The organism is Citrobacter sp. Cf088 (genome assembly GCF_030334295.1).
GTDB lineage: Bacteria > Pseudomonadota > Gammaproteobacteria > Enterobacterales > Enterobacteriaceae > Citrobacter > Citrobacter freundii.
In genome coordinates this window covers 791,199-805,829 of the sequence record NZ_JAOWEE010000053.1, presented here as the reverse complement: position 1 = coordinate 805,829, position 14,631 = coordinate 791,199, and the positions used below count along the sequence as shown (strand labels likewise).

Here is a 14,631-nt window from a genome sequence, read left to right as displayed (position 1 = left end):
GATGGTAGAAACCCTGCTCGAAGTTCGTAACCTGAGCAAAACCTTTCGCTACCGGACAGGTTTATTTCGCCGCCAGACCGTTGAGGCCGTCAAGCCCCTGAGTTTCACCCTGCGCGAACGTCAGACGCTCGCCGTCATTGGTGAAAACGGTTCAGGGAAATCTACGCTGGCAAAAATGTTGGCGGGTATGATTGAACCTACCAGCGGTGAGCTGCTGATTGACGATCATCCGTTAAAATATGGTGATTATTCATTTCGTAGTCAGCGGATCCGTATGATTTTCCAGGATCCGTCAACATCGCTTAATCCTCGGCAACGTATCTCGCAGATCCTCGATTTTCCGCTACGACTGAATACCGACCTCGAGCCTGAGCAGCGTCGTAAACAGATCGTGGAGACCATGCGCATGGTCGGACTGCTGCCCGATCACGTAAGCTATTACCCGCATATGTTAGCGCCGGGGCAAAAACAGCGTCTGGGCCTTGCCCGTGCGCTCATTTTACGGCCCAAAGTCATTATCGCCGACGAAGCCCTGGCTTCTCTGGACATGTCGATGCGTTCGCAGCTCATCAATCTGATGCTGGAATTACAGGAAAAACAAGGGATTTCATATATCTATGTGACTCAGCATATTGGCATGATGAAGCACATCAGCGACCAGGTATTAGTCATGCATCAGGGCGAAGTTGTTGAGCGCGGCAGTACAGCGGACGTTCTGGCCTCCCCGTTGCATGAACTTACCCGTCGCCTGATTGCAGGTCATTTCGGCGAAGCGCTTACCGCCGACGCCTGGCGGAAAGATCGCTAACAAACGACTGCCCCCTCAACCGGGGGGCATTCTGCCATCAGTGACACAACGTAGGTAAGAGCAGCGTATCAACTTCGGTAAACGTGACTGACGGATAAAGGGCACCCTGCATTGCCCAGACACCTGCAGCACTGGCCTCGTCGACAAGTTGTGCTGTTTCGACTCCCTTCACTACAACACGGTCGCAATATTCCCTGATATTTTTGATCAGCACCGGGAACATCGGTTTTTCTACCTGTTCCAGGAAAAAACCGCGATCCAGTTTAACAACGTCAAAATGACCGCAAACCAGCGGGCTGGCCCCTACGCTGCCGGAGCCAAGATCGCCTAACCACAATGCGTTTGGGCCGTCGCGAAGTGAATTAATCAACAGACTATTCAGGCACACTGTATTCGTCAGAAAACGTTCTGAAAGTTCCAGTGCAATAAATGGTAGTGCCTGTAAGGCCGACTTGATGGCTGGATCACCAATCGCCAGCAGCGCCATTTCGTCAATGAGTTTCAGGGTACAAATAAGGCTGTTACGCTCAAACCAGTCACGCTTTTCGGCAATTAATCGAATTTGCTCGAGCATGAAATTACGCTTTTGTTCGCTATCCCACGCTGAAATGATGAAATCTGGATGCAACGGTTGAACCGTATCTGAAGTAAACCGGGCGTTCATCTCCACACCCAGTAATTTATCTGTTGTGTCTCTCATCGTTTCCGCGATGAAATGGTAGTGCATAAGACCACTCCAATTGATCATAACATCCTGATAATGCACTTCTAATCACAATCAATCAATAATATCGATCAATGTATCGATATTGATCGATAAAAACAATATATCATAACAAGCTGAATATTGTCATATTTTTTGTTTTAAGAAAGTTCCTACCTTGCTATGTTTATTAACATCAGCTAGCAATGAAATAATACCATTTCAATGCCTTTGAAACCTTGCATTTTCTCTGCTTCACCGACGTTAAATGCCTGAACGAAGCATAACCTGTGGGGGATGATATACTCCCCACATGCAATGAAGTGACAGGTCACGTGAGGTTGATAACAATTCCTCAGGGAAAAGGCGTGGGATATAATTTCAGACCAATTTCGAGTGAGCTTAACGCGTCAATCATAATTCATTGATTGGTAAAAGATAAGTGTTAACAAAAAGGATTAAAGCCATGGGTTTTTTATCAGGTAAGCGTATTCTGGTGACAGGCCTTGCCAGTAAATTGTCTATCGCATGGGGAATCGCTCAGGCGATGCATCGCGAAGGTGCTGAACTGGCGTTCACCTACCAGAACGACAAGCTGAAAGGTCGTGTGGAAGAATTTGCAGCGCAATTAGGCTCCAACATTGTTTTGCAGTGTGATGTGGCTGAAGATGCCAGCATTGACGCCATGTTTGCTGAACTGAGCAAAACCTGGCCGAAATTCGACGGTTTCGTACACTCAATCGGCTTCGCACCTGCTGACCAACTGGATGGCGATTATGTGAACGCAGTTACCCGCGAAGGATTTAAAATTGCGCATGACATTAGCGCTTACAGCTTTGTTGCGATGGCAAAAGCATGTCGTTCCATGCTAAACCCTGGCTCTGCGCTACTGACGTTGTCCTATCTGGGCGCAGAGCGTGCAATCCCTAACTATAACGTCATGGGCCTGGCGAAAGCCTCCCTGGAAGCGAACGTCCGTTATATGGCTAATGCGATGGGGCCTGAAGGCGTGCGTGTGAATGCCATTTCCGCAGGTCCAATCCGTACACTCGCCGCTTCTGGCATTAAAGATTTCCGTAAAATGCTGGCGCACTGCGAAGCGGTTACACCGATTCGCCGCACCGTTACCATTGAAGATGTGGGTAACTCCGCTGCATTTCTGTGCTCCGATCTCTCTGCCGGTATCTCTGGTGAAGTCGTACACGTTGACGGTGGCTTCAGCATCGCCGCAATGAACGAGCTGGAACTTAAATAATCCTAAGACCTCGATGGGCGGTCTTGCGCCGCCCATGACACTCCTCTCAGCTACCACATATGCCTTTCTGATATTTATTATCACGTAACAATCTTTCATCCCCTCATCTGCTTACGTCAGGATATTGCAGCGCAAACGATCCGGCGTAGTAGTATGACGACGAGTCCGGGTCGCCACTTTTAGACCAAGGAACGCCCATGGAACAACGCCGAATTGAAGGCAAAAGCCACTGGTATCATGAGACGCAATCCAGCACGTATCCGCAAGATGTTCTGCCGCTGGTCCCGGAAGCCGCTCATGTCGACGACAGTTTTTTACTGGATCTGACATTACCTGATGACGCTCTTTCGCCCTTTCAATCCTGGTTAACCCCTGCCCGTAAACTTGCCCAGACGCTCTTCCCGGCTCATGTAAACCTGAATCAGATGCATACGTTCAGCGCTTATGAACGGATGAGTACAGCCCTGACCGTCGCTCAGGTGTATGGTGTGCAGCGATTATGTAATCACTATGCCGCGCGTTTAACACCGCTTCCCGGTCCGGACTCCTCGCGGGAAAGTAACCATCGACTGGCACAAATCACCCAATATGCTCGCCAACTTGCCAGCTCTCCTGCCGTGATAGGCGAACGCGACCGTCAGCATCTGGAGGCGGTCGGACTGACCACCAGCGATAATATTCTGATGAATCAAATCATCGGCTTCGTCGGTTTTCAGGCCCGAACCGTGGCCCTGTTTCAGGCCTGGTCTGGTCATCCGGTACGCCGAATACCGGGGCTGGATATTCAGCAATTTGCTCACGCTTCGTTATTTAACGCCACAAAGACAACCTGGCATGCTGCACCATTCCCGATCGAAAAATATCCCCCCCATGATGAGAACGCTGCCAGAGGATATCCCGATGAACTGCAAGCGCTGGTGCCATTATTGATACATTCACCGGTCATTTTAGATTTACTCACGACGCTGATTTCCAGTGCCCGGCGCAGCGCTGTATCAGTACAGGCATTTTCACTGGCAGCGCTGATGACGTCACGAATTAACGGCAGCGTGGCCTGCTTTAACGAGCAGGCGTATACAGCAAATGAATTAGTCGACGTTATCGCCCTGCTTCGCCTGGATGAACGTGAATTACAACGTTGGGAACAACGACATCCGGTTGAGCGCGTTACCCTACAGGCGGTACAATGGCTGACCCGGGCGCCCGACCGCTTTAGCACCGCACTGTTAACGTCTTTGTTCGATCAGGGAATCTCTTCAGAGCAGGCCATTAACCTGCTAGCCTGGAGTGGATTGTGCGGATGGTTGAATCGCTTGAAAATCGCGCTGGGCGACACTGATTAACCTATCCACTTACTGAAAGAGCGCTTGCTGCCACTGGCAGAATCGCGTAAAACTGTCAGCCGCTCTTTTAGCCACGAAAATAGACAATTATGCTTCAGGACAACCCGCTGCTAGCGCAGCTTAAACAGCAACTACATTCCCAGACGCCACGTGCTGAAGGGGTGGTAAAAGCCACGGAAAAAGGCTTTGGCTTCCTGGAAGTCGATGCACAAAAAAGCTATTTCATTCCACCGCCGCAGATGAAAAAAGTGATGCATGGCGACCGCATTGTTGCGGTTATCCATACAGAAAAAGATCGTGAGTCTGCAGAGCCGGAAGAACTGATCGAACCCTTCCTGACGCGCTTCGTGGGTAAAGTTCAGGGCAAAAATGATCGTCTGTCCATCGTGCCGGATCATCCGTTACTGAAAGATGCTATTCCATGTCGAGCCACCCGCGGCGTTGAACATGAATTTAAAGAAGGCGACTGGGCGGTTGCAGAAATGCGCCGTCATCCGCTGAAAGGCGATCGCACCTTCTACGCCGAGTTAACCCAATTTATCACTTTTGCTGATGACCACTTTGTCCCGTGGTGGGTCACACTGGCACGCCATAATCTGGAAAAAGAAGCACCGGACGGCGTAGCAACCGAAATGCTGGACGAAGGCCTGGTTCGTGAAGATTTAACCGCCCTCAATTTCGTCACCATCGACAGCGCCAGCACCGAAGATATGGACGATGCGCTGTATGCTGAAGAACAAGCTGACGGCACGCTACAATTAACCGTCGCCATTGCCGACCCAACAGCCTGGATTGCAGAAGGCAGTAAGCTGGATAAAACGGCAAAAATTCGCGCGTTCACCAATTATTTACCGGGGTTCAATATCCCGATGTTGCCACGTGAATTGTCTGACGATCTCTGCTCTCTGCGCGCGAACGAAGTGCGCCCAGTTTTAGCTTGTCGTATGAGCATTACCGCCGATGGCACGATTGAAGACAACATCACCTTCTTCGCTGCGACAATTGAGTCAAAAGCGAAGCTGGCCTATGACAATGTTTCCGACTGGCTGGAAGGTACGGGCGATTGGCAACCAGAAAACGACGCGATTGCGGAACAAATCCGTCTACTGCATCGTATTTGCCTGAGCCGAGGAGAGTGGCGTCATAACCACGCGCTGGTCTTTAAAGATCGCCCGGATTACCGTTTCGTTCTCGGTGAAAAAGGTGAAGTACTGGACATCGTCGCTGAGCCACGACGCATCGCAAACCGTATCGTGGAAGAATCCATGATTGCGGCAAATATTTGCGCCGCTCGTGTGCTTCGCGACAAACTGGGTTTCGGTATTTATAACGTCCATATGGGATTCGACCCGGCCAACGCCGACGCTCTGGCCGCGCTGCTGAAAACCCACGGTATGCACGTCGATGCCGAAGAAGTCCTGACTCTGGAAGGTTTCTGCAAACTGCGCCGCGAACTGGATGCTCAGCCATCCGGCTTCCTCGACAGCCGAATTCGCCGCTTCCAGTCCTACGCTGAAATAAGTATTGAACCAGGTCCACACTTTGGGCTGGGTCTGGAGGCATATGCCACCTGGACTTCCCCAATCCGTAAGTATGGCGATATGATCAACCACCGTCTGCTTAAGGCCGTCATCAAAGGCGAAACCATCGCCCGACCTCTGGATGATACCACCGTGCAAATGGCAGAACGTCGTCGCCTGAACCGGATGGCTGAGCGTGACGTGGGTGACTGGCTATACGCCCGTTTCCTGAGTGATAAAGCCGGTACCGACACCCGCTTTGCGGCCGAGATCATTGACGTCAGCCGCGGTGGCATGCGCGTGCGCTTAGTTGATAATGGCGCTGTTGCATTTATTCCAGCACCGTTCCTGCACGCCGTTCGTGATGAACTGGTATGCAGCCAGGAAAGCGGCACCGTGCAAATTAAAGGTGAAGTTGTTTACAAAGTCACGGATGTGATTGACGTAACTATCGCTGAAGTACGGATGGAAACCCGCAGCGTTATCGCGCGTCCAGCCGCGTAACACGCATAAATCAAGCGACCTTTCTCATTTTTGAAAGGTCGTTTTCTTTTTACCTCCCAAATTTCAACCGCGCACTACACTTCTTTCATCCAGTCAAAAAATTTATTTACTATTTTTCAGTTCCGTTGGCTTTGCTTTTTACGGATTCTGGATTACACATAAATATATAAAAAAAACAATACGTTCAGCCATAATCACCCTGAATGAATCATGGCTACCCATACTTTTGAGGCTCTATGCGCTTTAAACGGGATAGTACACATCATGAAAGACGTCCGGGAGCTGATTACGTTGTATAGCTATGTGGGCACTAATAACCCTTACTGGCGTTTGTCAGAGGATTGCAACATCCTGCATTTCTCTGTCGAAGAAACGTCAGAGGCCGATCAGACCATCGAATTATCCCCGGAACAAGCCGAACGCATTCGCGAGATGACGGTAATTACGTCAAGTTTATTAATGACGTTACCGATTGAAGATGACAACATTCCCGTGCATCTGGTCGGCCGAAAAATCAATAAGCGTGAATGGGCCGGTAGCGCATCCGCCTGGGATGACACCCCTTCCGTCGCCCGTGACCTGGCTCACGGCCTCTCTTTTGCCGAACAGGTGGTTTCTGAAGCCAATTCAGTTATTGTCATTCTTGATCGCATGGGCAACATTCAGCGGTTTAATCGACTGTGCGAAGAGTATACCGGACTCAAAGAACGTGAAGTCATTGGCCAAAGTGTATTTACATTATTTATGAGTCGACGTGAAGCTGCCGCGTCACGACGCAATATTGAGGTCTTTTTTCGCGAAGGTAACTCATATGAAGTTGAACGCTGGGTGAAGACCTGCAAAGGACAGCGTCTGTTTTTATTTCGTAATAAATTTGTGCATAACGGTAGCGGCAAGAACGAAATATTTCTGATCTGTTCCGGGACCGATATCACTGAAGAACGCCGCGCCCAGGAGCGTTTGCGGGTGTTGGCGAATACCGACTCTATCACTGGATTACCCAATCGCAACGCTATTCATGATCTGATCAGCAATGCGATTGAGAACGCGGGCGATACTCAGGTCGGGATTGTGTACCTCGATCTGGATAACTTCAAAAAGGTAAACGATGCCTACGGGCATATGTTTGGCGATCAGCTTTTGCAAAGCGTATCGCTGGCAATACTCAGTTGCCTTAGCGAAAACCAGTTACTGGCACGGTTTGGCGGCGATGAGTTTATTGTCCTTGCCACCGAAACATCCCAGGGTTCACTGGAAGCCACCGCGTCGCGTATTCTGACACGCCTACGTCAACCTTTTCGCATCGGCCTGATTGAAATCTATACCGGATGCTCTATTGGTATTTCCCTCGCTCCACAACATGGTCAGGACTGCGAGAGCGTCATTCGTAACGCCGATACGGCCATGTACACCGCGAAAGAAGGTGGCCGCGGACAGTTTTGTGTTTTCTCTCCGGAAATGAATCAGCGGGTATTTGAATATCTGTGGCTGGATACTAATCTGCGCAAGGCGCTGGAAAACGATCAACTGGTCATCCATTATCAGCCAAAGATAACCTGGCGAGGCGAAGTGCGCAGCCTGGAGGCGCTGGTTCGCTGGCAGTCTCCGGAACGTGGCCTCATTCCACCACTGGAATTTATCTCTTACGCCGAAGAATCAGGGCTTATCGTTCCTCTGGGTCGCTGGGTTATTCTGGACGTTGTGCGTCAGATAGCAAAATGGCGCGCAAAGGGAATCAATCTGCGCGTGGCGGTAAACGTTTCTGCCCGGCAGCTCGCCGATCAGACGCTATTTACCGATCTCAAGCAGGTGCTTCATGAACTCGACTTTGAATATTGCCCCATCGATGTCGAGTTAACGGAAAGCAGTTTAATTGAAAATGAGCAACTGGCACTGTCCGTCATTCAGCAGTTTAGCCAGATGGGGGCGCAAATCCATTTGGATGATTTTGGTACCGGTTATTCGTCACTGTCTCAACTGGCCCGGTTCCCACTTGATGCAATTAAACTGGATCAAACCTTTGTCAGGGATGTACACAAACAACCTGTTTCGCAGTCGCTGGTACGTGCCATTGTTGCGGTCGCACAGGCACTCAACCTACAGGTCATCGCCGAAGGTGTTGAAAGCGCGAAAGAGGATGCGTTTTTAACCAAAAATGGCGTCAACGAGCGTCAGGGTTTTTTGTTTGCCAAGCCAATGCCAGCAGTTGCATTTGAACGTTGGTATCGACGGCACCTGAATAAAAAAACACGCTAATGCAGTGGGATCAAACGTTGAGAATAGCCATAAATGGACATTACGTAACGATCCTATCTGCATGTAATCACAGAATATATAATATTCTTCTATCGTTGAAGTTAATACTATTTTTCCCTTCTCTTTTGCCATGAAATTCTGCATCATGAAATTCAAACTCTATTGCCATTAGGATGATAACCATGTCTGATATCGACGCTCAGCGTCTGGCCGAACGCATTGATACTGTGCTGGATATCCTCGTTGCAGGTGATTACCACTCAGCTATCCATAATCTCGAAATTCTGAAGGCTGAGCTGCTAAACATGACCAAAGAAGATGCCGAATCTTTGCCCAAAAAGCACAAGGCTCCCTGGGAGATCTGATGGCATTAACCCTTTAATGTCGCTGCTGTAAGCAAACTGCACGTGAGGCAGTTTCCGTTTAATTTCCGATACGATATCGCAATAAAATTAATATTATGAATTCCCGACAACAATCTATTTTGCAGATGGTGACTGATAAAGGTCAGATGAGCGTTGCCGAACTGGCAAAAATCACCGGTGTCTCAGAAGTGACGATTCGACAGGATCTGAACACACTGGAAAAACAGAGTTATTTACGCCGAGCGCACGGTTTTGCTGTTTCATTGAACAGCGATGATGTGGAAACGCGCATGATGACTAATTTTACGCTGAAGCGTGAGCTGGCTGAATTCGCCGCATCGCTGGTAAGCCCAGGCGAGTCCGTATTCATTGAAAACGGCAGTAGCAATGCGCTCTTAGCCAGAACGCTCGCGGAGCAAAAAGATGTCACCATCATTACCGTCAGCAGCTATATAGCCCATCTGCTGAAAGAAACCCCTTGCGAAGTGATTCTTCTTGGCGGCATCTATCAGAAAAAAAGCGAAAGTATGGTTGGGCCCTTAACTCGCCAGTTTATCCAGCAGGTACACTTCAGCAAGGCCTTTATCGGCATTGATGGCTGGCAGGCTGACACCGGCTTCACCGGACGCGACATGATGCGTTCTGATGTGGTTAACGCGGTGCTGGAAAAAGGTGCAGAAGTTATTGTGCTTACTGACAGCTCAAAATTCGAAGCCATTCACCCGTACACGCTGGGTCCATTAGAGCGATTCAGCCGCGTAGTCACGGACTCCAGACTTAGCGCCAGCGTACAAATGCAGCTTGAGCACTCCGGATTAACCGTCAATATCATTGATGCCCACGCGTAACATCTTCAGCAGATGATTTGTCAGTTGGCAAATCATCTCCCCTCTGAGAGCTATCTGACAGCCCAATTAAGACTTTTTACCTGTCGTTAACAGGATTAAGTCGTAAAATTAATGTTAGCGATATAACAGGAACGAACCTCCAACTTCAGGATAGTGTTTGTAATGCCTTCGCTAAACGGTTTCACGGAAATATCTTCGTTAGCCTAAATTTAGCGCTATTCTTAAAGAACACTGGATTCCGTGAATCAATAATTCAGGAGAAAGTATTATGTTAGTAACGAGCAAAAAAATGACCGCTGCCATTCTGGCGATTACTCTGGCAATGTCGCTGAGCGCCTGCTCTAACTGGTCCAAACGCGATCGTAACACCGCAATCGGTGCTGGTGCAGGTGCAATAGGTGGTGCAGTCCTGACTGACGGCAGCACGCTGGGTACGCTGGGTGGTGCTGCAGTAGGTGGTATCATTGGCCACCAGGTGGGTAAATAATCTACGGTTGAACGGCTCGATATAATAATACGTTTACTTTTTCAGGTCTGTATTATTAAAAAGCCACGGAAAAATTCCGTGGCTTTTTTATTAACCGCCAGCCAGTTTAACTTTCATTCCTTTGGCTTCCAGCAGCGATTTAATCAGGTCGCGTTTATCACCCTGTATCTCAATCACGCCATCCTTAACTGCCCCGCCGCAACCACATTTTTTCTTCAGTTCCGCAGCTAATTTGGTCAGTTCGGCATCATCTTGATCAATACCGGTAATCAAACACACGCCCTTGCCTTTGCGGCCACTGGTCTGGCGCTGGATACGGACAATGCCATCGCCTTGTGGACGCACAGGAGCAGCTTTTGGTTCATCAATGCGCCCGGAGTCGGTTGAGTAGACCAGGCGAGAGTTTGAGTCGTTCATTTACGCACCTCGTTTCAGTGAGGCATTAATCATCTTCAGCGTCTGAGCCGGATCTGCCGACTGCGTGACCGGACGACCAATAACCATATAATCCACACCAGCTAACTGTGCTTGTTCCGGCGTCATAATGCGACGCTGGTCGCCCGCCTCGCTGCCTTCAGGACGAATACCCGGCGTAACCAATTTAAATGCCTGGCCAAACGCCTGCTTGAATCGCACCGCTTCCTGCGCGGAGCATACAACGCCATCCAAACCACAATGCTGGGTTAAGCGCGCCAGCCTTTCAGCATGTTCTGCAGGTGACAACGTCACGCCGAGATCGGCGAGGTCGCTGGCTTCCATACTGGTCAGAACCGTTACCGCAATCAGCAACGGTGCGTCCTTGCCAAAAGGTAATAAGGCTTCACGTGCGGCGGTCATCATACGCGCCCCACCAGAAGCATGAACGTTAACCATCCACACGCCAAGCTCAGCCGCTGCAGCAACGGCATGCGCGGTAGTGTTGGGAATATCATGAAATTTCAAATCAAGAAAAACGTCAAAGCCACGCTGTTGTAAATCGCGAACCAACTGAGGTCCAAAAAGCGTGAACATCTCTTTGCCCACTTTCAAACGGCAATCACGAGGATCAATTCTGTCGACAAAAGCTAATGCTTTATCACGATTGGAATAATCGAGAGCGACAACGACAGGAGAATCAGTAACAGCACGAGAAGAAGATGAAGCAGTAAACGTCATGACCAGACCTTCTTGAGGATGGGCGCCGACAGTAGCGCGAAATGGGTAAACGGCGTGCATTCTACCTGCGGTAATAGAAAATTAACAGGCGCGATTCCATTTCTGCCAGGCGAATTTGGCAACGGCGGCTGAGGATGGCTTTGTTACTCATCATAAGTATGTTGTAACTAAAGTAAGATTTTTTTAAAAATTACAACCCATCAAGTCCGCGAATAGGCTTAATGGTTGACCATGAGCGACAAGATGGGCAGTGCCAGTACAGTGTATATGCGGTAAATCCGCACTTCTGGCAACGATAGCGCGGCTTGCTGCGCACCTGCTCCCCGACCATATCGCGCAGAACCATCAGGCTCTCTTTCGCGCGCCCTTCTTCTGCTTCGTTAAGATGGTAATCCATTAATTTGTGGAACACGCGCATCGTAGGATGGCGTTGTAGTTGGCGGGTAATATAAACCTGAGCGGTATCAGTCCCCTCACGCGCTTCAAGAATATCGGCCAGCATCAGCTCGGCGGCGGCGCCAGTATTCTCTTCAACGGCCCGACGTAAAAACTCTGCCCACTCATCGGTTTTCCCCAGATGCTGGTAGCAGCTTTGCAGCATTTCCAGCGTTTCGCTGACCAGTTCTTTATCCTGAGAAATCACGCGTTGCAGACTTTCAACGGCCTTCGCGTACTCGCCTTTCACCATGTACACACGGCCCATCATGATGGAAACCCGGGCACTGTTTTTGTCTGCCGCAGCCCCTTTTTTCAACAGCGTCATGGCGCGATCCATATCGTCACTGCCCATCTGCTGTAAGGCCAGTTCGCAGTAGAAGTGGGCTATCTCAATACGCTGTTTATCTTTGCCTAGCTTCACCAGACGTTCTGCGACATCAATGGCTTTCTGCCAATCGCTGGTCGCCTGATAAATTTGCAGCAGTTGCTGTAATGCACCGACGCGAAAATCTGTTTCATCGGTAAGCTGATTGAACATGTCTTCCGCGCGGTCGTACAGACCTGCGGCCATGTAATCGCGCCCCAGCTGTTGTACGGCCAACAAACGCTGCTCGTAGGTCAGCGAAGCACTTTCCATTAACGTTTGATGGATGCGGATTGCGCGGTCGACTTCACCGCGCGAGCGAAACAGGTTTCCGAGAGTGAGATGAGCCTCAACGGTGCCCGTATCCTCTTTTAGCATATCGAGGAACAGATCCACCGCTTTGTCTTGTTGGTTGCTCAGGAGGAAGTTAACCCCGGCGACATAGTCACGGGAAAGACGGTTAGCTTCATCCTGCTTGGTTTGTTGCGCACTTCTGCGACCCATATACCACCCATAGGCAGCGGCTACAGGTAAAAGCAGAAACAACAACTCCAACATAAATAATTATTCCTTCACAACCGACGAATCGGCAGAAACCGCAACGTCGGTCGCAGGCGTAAGCTGGTTTTCCAGTCGTTTGATTTTACGTTCGGCGCGCGCAAGAGACACACGAACCTTCAGCCAGAAAAGGCCGCAAATTAACCAACCAATCGCAAAACCTGCGGCAAACAATACAGCAAGCAGCGTAGAGATACGATACTCACCCTGAGCCAGCAGGTAATTAAACGTAACCTGTTGATCGTTTTGCGCACCTAATGTCACCGAAATAACAAAAATCGCCAACACCAGTAAGAAAATGAGTAAATATTTCACATTACTTCCCGTTATGTGGTTTAAGCGAATAAATCGTGTACAACTTACCGCGTTGAGCCCTTTAAATTACCATTTTCACAACGAGTGCGAAATGGAAAAGCGCTTTCCGCTTTCTGATTTAAGGGCAAAATTTGAAAAATCAATCATAGCTAGCTTTCTTGCTCGCGTTGCGCGATTTCTTTTGCCTCCTGCACAGGCGGCGTAAGTGGTCCGCATACTCGCTGCGCGAGCCAGGTCGCCAGCGTTACCAGCAGCCATGAAATCAGCGTTGCAACGACCAAATCACGCGGCCAGTGCATGCCCAACAGCAAGCGGCTACCCATAACACTTGTCGCCCAGATAAGCAAAAACACAATCGTCAGCGTACGTCTGCGTGGCCATAACAGCCCTACTGCCAGTAAAGCCCAACTGGCAGCAAACATCGTATGTCCTGACGGAAAGGCAAAACCCGTTTCTTTTTGCCAGTGCTTACGTAGAAACGTCGGAATATCCTGTTGTTCGGCCAATTGCTCTTTAACTAAGTTGCCACGATCTTTACGTTTTAAAGTGTAGAACTCATCAACCGGGATATGGTGCGTTTTTTCCAGCCATACGACAAAGGGCCTAGGTTCCTGCACCCTGTCTTTAACCCAGGACTTCACTCCCTGACCGACTAAAATTGCCGCGGCCAGGATCGCAAACAGCATTACCGCAGCTTTCAGACGAAAACGCAGACACCACAGAAACCATGCGCAGAGCACAACGTGAGTGATAATCCCCCACGGCTGCGTCACTGTTTCCGTTACCCAGTACAGAGATTTTAGCCACCAAACGTTGTGTCCCGGCTGCCAACTCCAGCCCGATACCCATACAGCAACCGGCATAATAAGTAGCAGCCCGGCCCCGACCGCAGTGCGCTTTGCAATTGACAGCATTGCCTCTCCTTTCGTCGATAAGTCTCACAATCATAACTGAAAAAAGTGCATGCCGGGAAAATTGACATTTTTGTGCCATTCCAAAGGCGAATCCGTTGTCGCGATTAGGTGAACATCGTTGCCTTATGGCAAAATAGTGCAATACAGAACAAGAAGCCAACAGGCGACGGCACGACAGTGCCAGCATAATCTGGAGAATTACATGCAGCTTAAACGTGTGGCAGAAGCCAAACTGCCAACCCCCTGGGGTGATTTCCTGATGGTGGGATTTGAAGAACTGGCAACCGGACACGATCACGTCGCACTGGTTTTTGGCGATATCACTGGTCAAACGCCTGTTCTGGCGCGTGTCCACTCCGAATGTCTGACTGGCGATGCATTGTTTAGCCTGCGTTGCGATTGCGGCTTCCAGCTCGAAGCGGCTCTCACCCACATTGCTGAAGAAGGGCGCGGTATCCTGCTTTATCATCGTCAGGAAGGACGCAATATCGGCCTGCTCAATAAAATCCGCGCCTACGCGTTGCAGGACCAGGGTTATGATACCGTTGAGGCTAACCATCAGTTGGGCTTTGCGGCAGATGAGCGTGATTTCACGCTGTGTGCGGATATGTTCAAGCTGCTGGGCGTGGACGAAGTTCGTTTGCTGACCAATAACCCGAAAAAAGTGGAAATTCTGACCGAAGCGGGAATCAATATTGTTGAACGCGTGCCGCTGATTGTGGGTCGTAACCCGAACAATGAACATTACCTGGACACCAAAGCCGCCAAGATGGGGCATTTGCTGGGCAAGTAATGGTT

At 49.7% G+C, this 14,631-nt stretch carries 15 protein-coding genes; 9 read left to right on the top strand and 6 right to left on the bottom strand.

The features are described from left to right. The first annotated feature begins 1 nt into the window (after position 1). The gene (gene sapF, locus OGV71_RS16775) at positions 2-808 is read left to right on the top strand and encodes a peptide ABC transporter ATP-binding protein SapF (protein WP_003020558.1); all 807 of its coding nucleotides are present in this window, start codon (positions 2-4) and stop codon (positions 806-808) included. A gap of 37 nt (positions 809-845) precedes the next feature. Here the strand turns inward: sapF and OGV71_RS16770 are convergent, their stop codons facing one another. Then, positions 846-1,535: an EAL domain-containing protein gene (locus OGV71_RS16770; RefSeq protein WP_008322387.1), complete on the bottom strand. Its 690-nt coding sequence runs from the start codon at positions 1,533-1,535 to the stop codon at positions 846-848. 442 nt (positions 1,536-1,977) lie between these two features. Between OGV71_RS16770 and fabI the strand changes: the two genes are divergently transcribed. The 7 genes from fabI to osmB all read left to right on the top strand — a co-directional run bounded on the left by fabI (position 1,978) and on the right by osmB (position 10,089). Continuing rightward, on the top strand, positions 1,978-2,766 hold the full coding sequence (gene fabI / locus OGV71_RS16765) for an enoyl-ACP reductase FabI (protein WP_003020565.1): 789 nt from the start codon (positions 1,978-1,980) through the stop codon (positions 2,764-2,766). 197 nt (positions 2,767-2,963) lie between these two features. After that, the gene (locus OGV71_RS16760) at positions 2,964-4,109 is read left to right on the top strand and encodes a carboxymuconolactone decarboxylase family protein (protein ID WP_071697413.1); all 1,146 of its coding nucleotides are present in this window, start codon (positions 2,964-2,966) and stop codon (positions 4,107-4,109) included. Between the two features lie 89 nt (positions 4,110-4,198). Further along, complete coding sequence (locus tag OGV71_RS16755) at positions 4,199-6,133, top strand: exoribonuclease II (protein ID WP_286533672.1); 1,935 nt, start codon at positions 4,199-4,201, stop codon at positions 6,131-6,133. A gap of 264 nt (positions 6,134-6,397) precedes the next feature. Next, positions 6,398-8,389: a cyclic di-GMP phosphodiesterase gene (pdeR, locus tag OGV71_RS16750; protein ID WP_061547990.1), complete on the top strand. Its 1,992-nt coding sequence runs from the start codon at positions 6,398-6,400 to the stop codon at positions 8,387-8,389. 182 nt (positions 8,390-8,571) lie between these two features. Further along, positions 8,572-8,754, top strand: a complete 183-nt coding sequence (locus OGV71_RS16745; protein WP_003020577.1) for a YciZ family protein — start codon at positions 8,572-8,574, stop codon at positions 8,752-8,754. A gap of 95 nt (positions 8,755-8,849) precedes the next feature. After that, positions 8,850-9,602, top strand: a complete 753-nt coding sequence (yciT, locus tag OGV71_RS16740; RefSeq protein ID WP_003020580.1) for a DNA-binding transcriptional regulator YciT — start codon at positions 8,850-8,852, stop codon at positions 9,600-9,602. A 268-nt stretch (positions 9,603-9,870) separates the two neighbouring features. Further along, a complete protein-coding gene (gene osmB, locus OGV71_RS16735; protein ID WP_003020583.1) occupies positions 9,871-10,089 on the top strand; it encodes an osmotically-inducible lipoprotein OsmB in 219 nt (72 codons plus the stop codon). 90 nt (positions 10,090-10,179) lie between these two features. On the opposite strand, the gene yciH is transcribed toward osmB, so the two are convergent. The 5 genes from yciH to pgpB form a co-directional block, all read right to left on the bottom strand. Then, positions 10,180-10,506 carry a stress response translation initiation inhibitor YciH gene (gene yciH, locus OGV71_RS16730; protein ID WP_003843984.1) on the bottom strand — a complete coding sequence of 109 codons (327 nt, stop codon included), beginning with the start codon at positions 10,504-10,506 and terminating at the stop codon, positions 10,180-10,182. Continuing rightward, on the bottom strand, positions 10,507-11,244 hold the full coding sequence (pyrF, locus tag OGV71_RS16725; protein ID WP_103856625.1) for an orotidine-5'-phosphate decarboxylase: 738 nt from the start codon (positions 11,242-11,244) through the stop codon (positions 10,507-10,509). Between the two features lie 190 nt (positions 11,245-11,434). Next, a complete protein-coding gene (gene lapB, locus OGV71_RS16720; protein WP_071685615.1) occupies positions 11,435-12,604 on the bottom strand; it encodes a lipopolysaccharide assembly protein LapB in 1,170 nt (389 codons plus the stop codon). 6 nt (positions 12,605-12,610) lie between these two features. Next, positions 12,611-12,919: a LapA family protein gene (locus OGV71_RS16715; protein WP_003020595.1), complete on the bottom strand. Its 309-nt coding sequence runs from the start codon at positions 12,917-12,919 to the stop codon at positions 12,611-12,613. A 149-nt stretch (positions 12,920-13,068) separates the two neighbouring features. After that, positions 13,069-13,833 carry a phosphatidylglycerophosphatase B gene (gene pgpB / locus OGV71_RS16710; RefSeq protein WP_003020598.1) on the bottom strand — a complete coding sequence of 255 codons (765 nt, stop codon included), beginning with the start codon at positions 13,831-13,833 and terminating at the stop codon, positions 13,069-13,071. A gap of 202 nt (positions 13,834-14,035) precedes the next feature. Between pgpB and ribA the strand changes: the two genes are divergently transcribed. Further along, positions 14,036-14,626: a GTP cyclohydrolase II gene (gene ribA, locus OGV71_RS16705; protein WP_003020601.1), complete on the top strand. Its 591-nt coding sequence runs from the start codon at positions 14,036-14,038 to the stop codon at positions 14,624-14,626. The last annotated feature ends 5 nt before the right edge of the window (positions 14,627-14,631 follow it).

What these genes read in the sequence shown, in the direction of transcription:
- sapF (WP_003020558.1), top strand. Translation starts at nt 2, where the DNA reads ATGGTAGAAACCCTGCTCGAAGTTCGTAACCTGAGCAAAACCTTTCGC.
- OGV71_RS16770 (WP_008322387.1), bottom strand. Translation starts at nt 1,535, where the DNA reads ATGCACTACCATTTCATCGCGGAAACGATGAGAGACACAACAGATAAA.
- fabI (WP_003020565.1), top strand. Translation starts at nt 1,978, where the DNA reads ATGGGTTTTTTATCAGGTAAGCGTATTCTGGTGACAGGCCTTGCCAGT.
- OGV71_RS16760 (WP_071697413.1), top strand. Translation starts at nt 2,964, where the DNA reads ATGGAACAACGCCGAATTGAAGGCAAAAGCCACTGGTATCATGAGACG.
- OGV71_RS16755 (WP_286533672.1), top strand. Translation starts at nt 4,199, where the DNA reads ATGCTTCAGGACAACCCGCTGCTAGCGCAGCTTAAACAGCAACTACAT.
- pdeR (WP_061547990.1), top strand. Translation starts at nt 6,398, where the DNA reads ATGAAAGACGTCCGGGAGCTGATTACGTTGTATAGCTATGTGGGCACT.
- OGV71_RS16745 (WP_003020577.1), top strand. Translation starts at nt 8,572, where the DNA reads ATGTCTGATATCGACGCTCAGCGTCTGGCCGAACGCATTGATACTGTG.
- yciT (WP_003020580.1), top strand. Translation starts at nt 8,850, where the DNA reads ATGAATTCCCGACAACAATCTATTTTGCAGATGGTGACTGATAAAGGT.
- osmB (WP_003020583.1), top strand. Translation starts at nt 9,871, where the DNA reads ATGTTAGTAACGAGCAAAAAAATGACCGCTGCCATTCTGGCGATTACT.
- yciH (WP_003843984.1), bottom strand. Translation starts at nt 10,506, where the DNA reads ATGAACGACTCAAACTCTCGCCTGGTCTACTCAACCGACTCCGGGCGC.
- pyrF (WP_103856625.1), bottom strand. Translation starts at nt 11,244, where the DNA reads ATGACGTTTACTGCTTCATCTTCTTCTCGTGCTGTTACTGATTCTCCT.
- lapB (WP_071685615.1), bottom strand. Translation starts at nt 12,604, where the DNA reads ATGTTGGAGTTGTTGTTTCTGCTTTTACCTGTAGCCGCTGCCTATGGG.
- pgpB (WP_003020598.1), bottom strand. Translation starts at nt 13,833, where the DNA reads ATGCTGTCAATTGCAAAGCGCACTGCGGTCGGGGCCGGGCTGCTACTT.
- ribA (WP_003020601.1), top strand. Translation starts at nt 14,036, where the DNA reads ATGCAGCTTAAACGTGTGGCAGAAGCCAAACTGCCAACCCCCTGGGGT.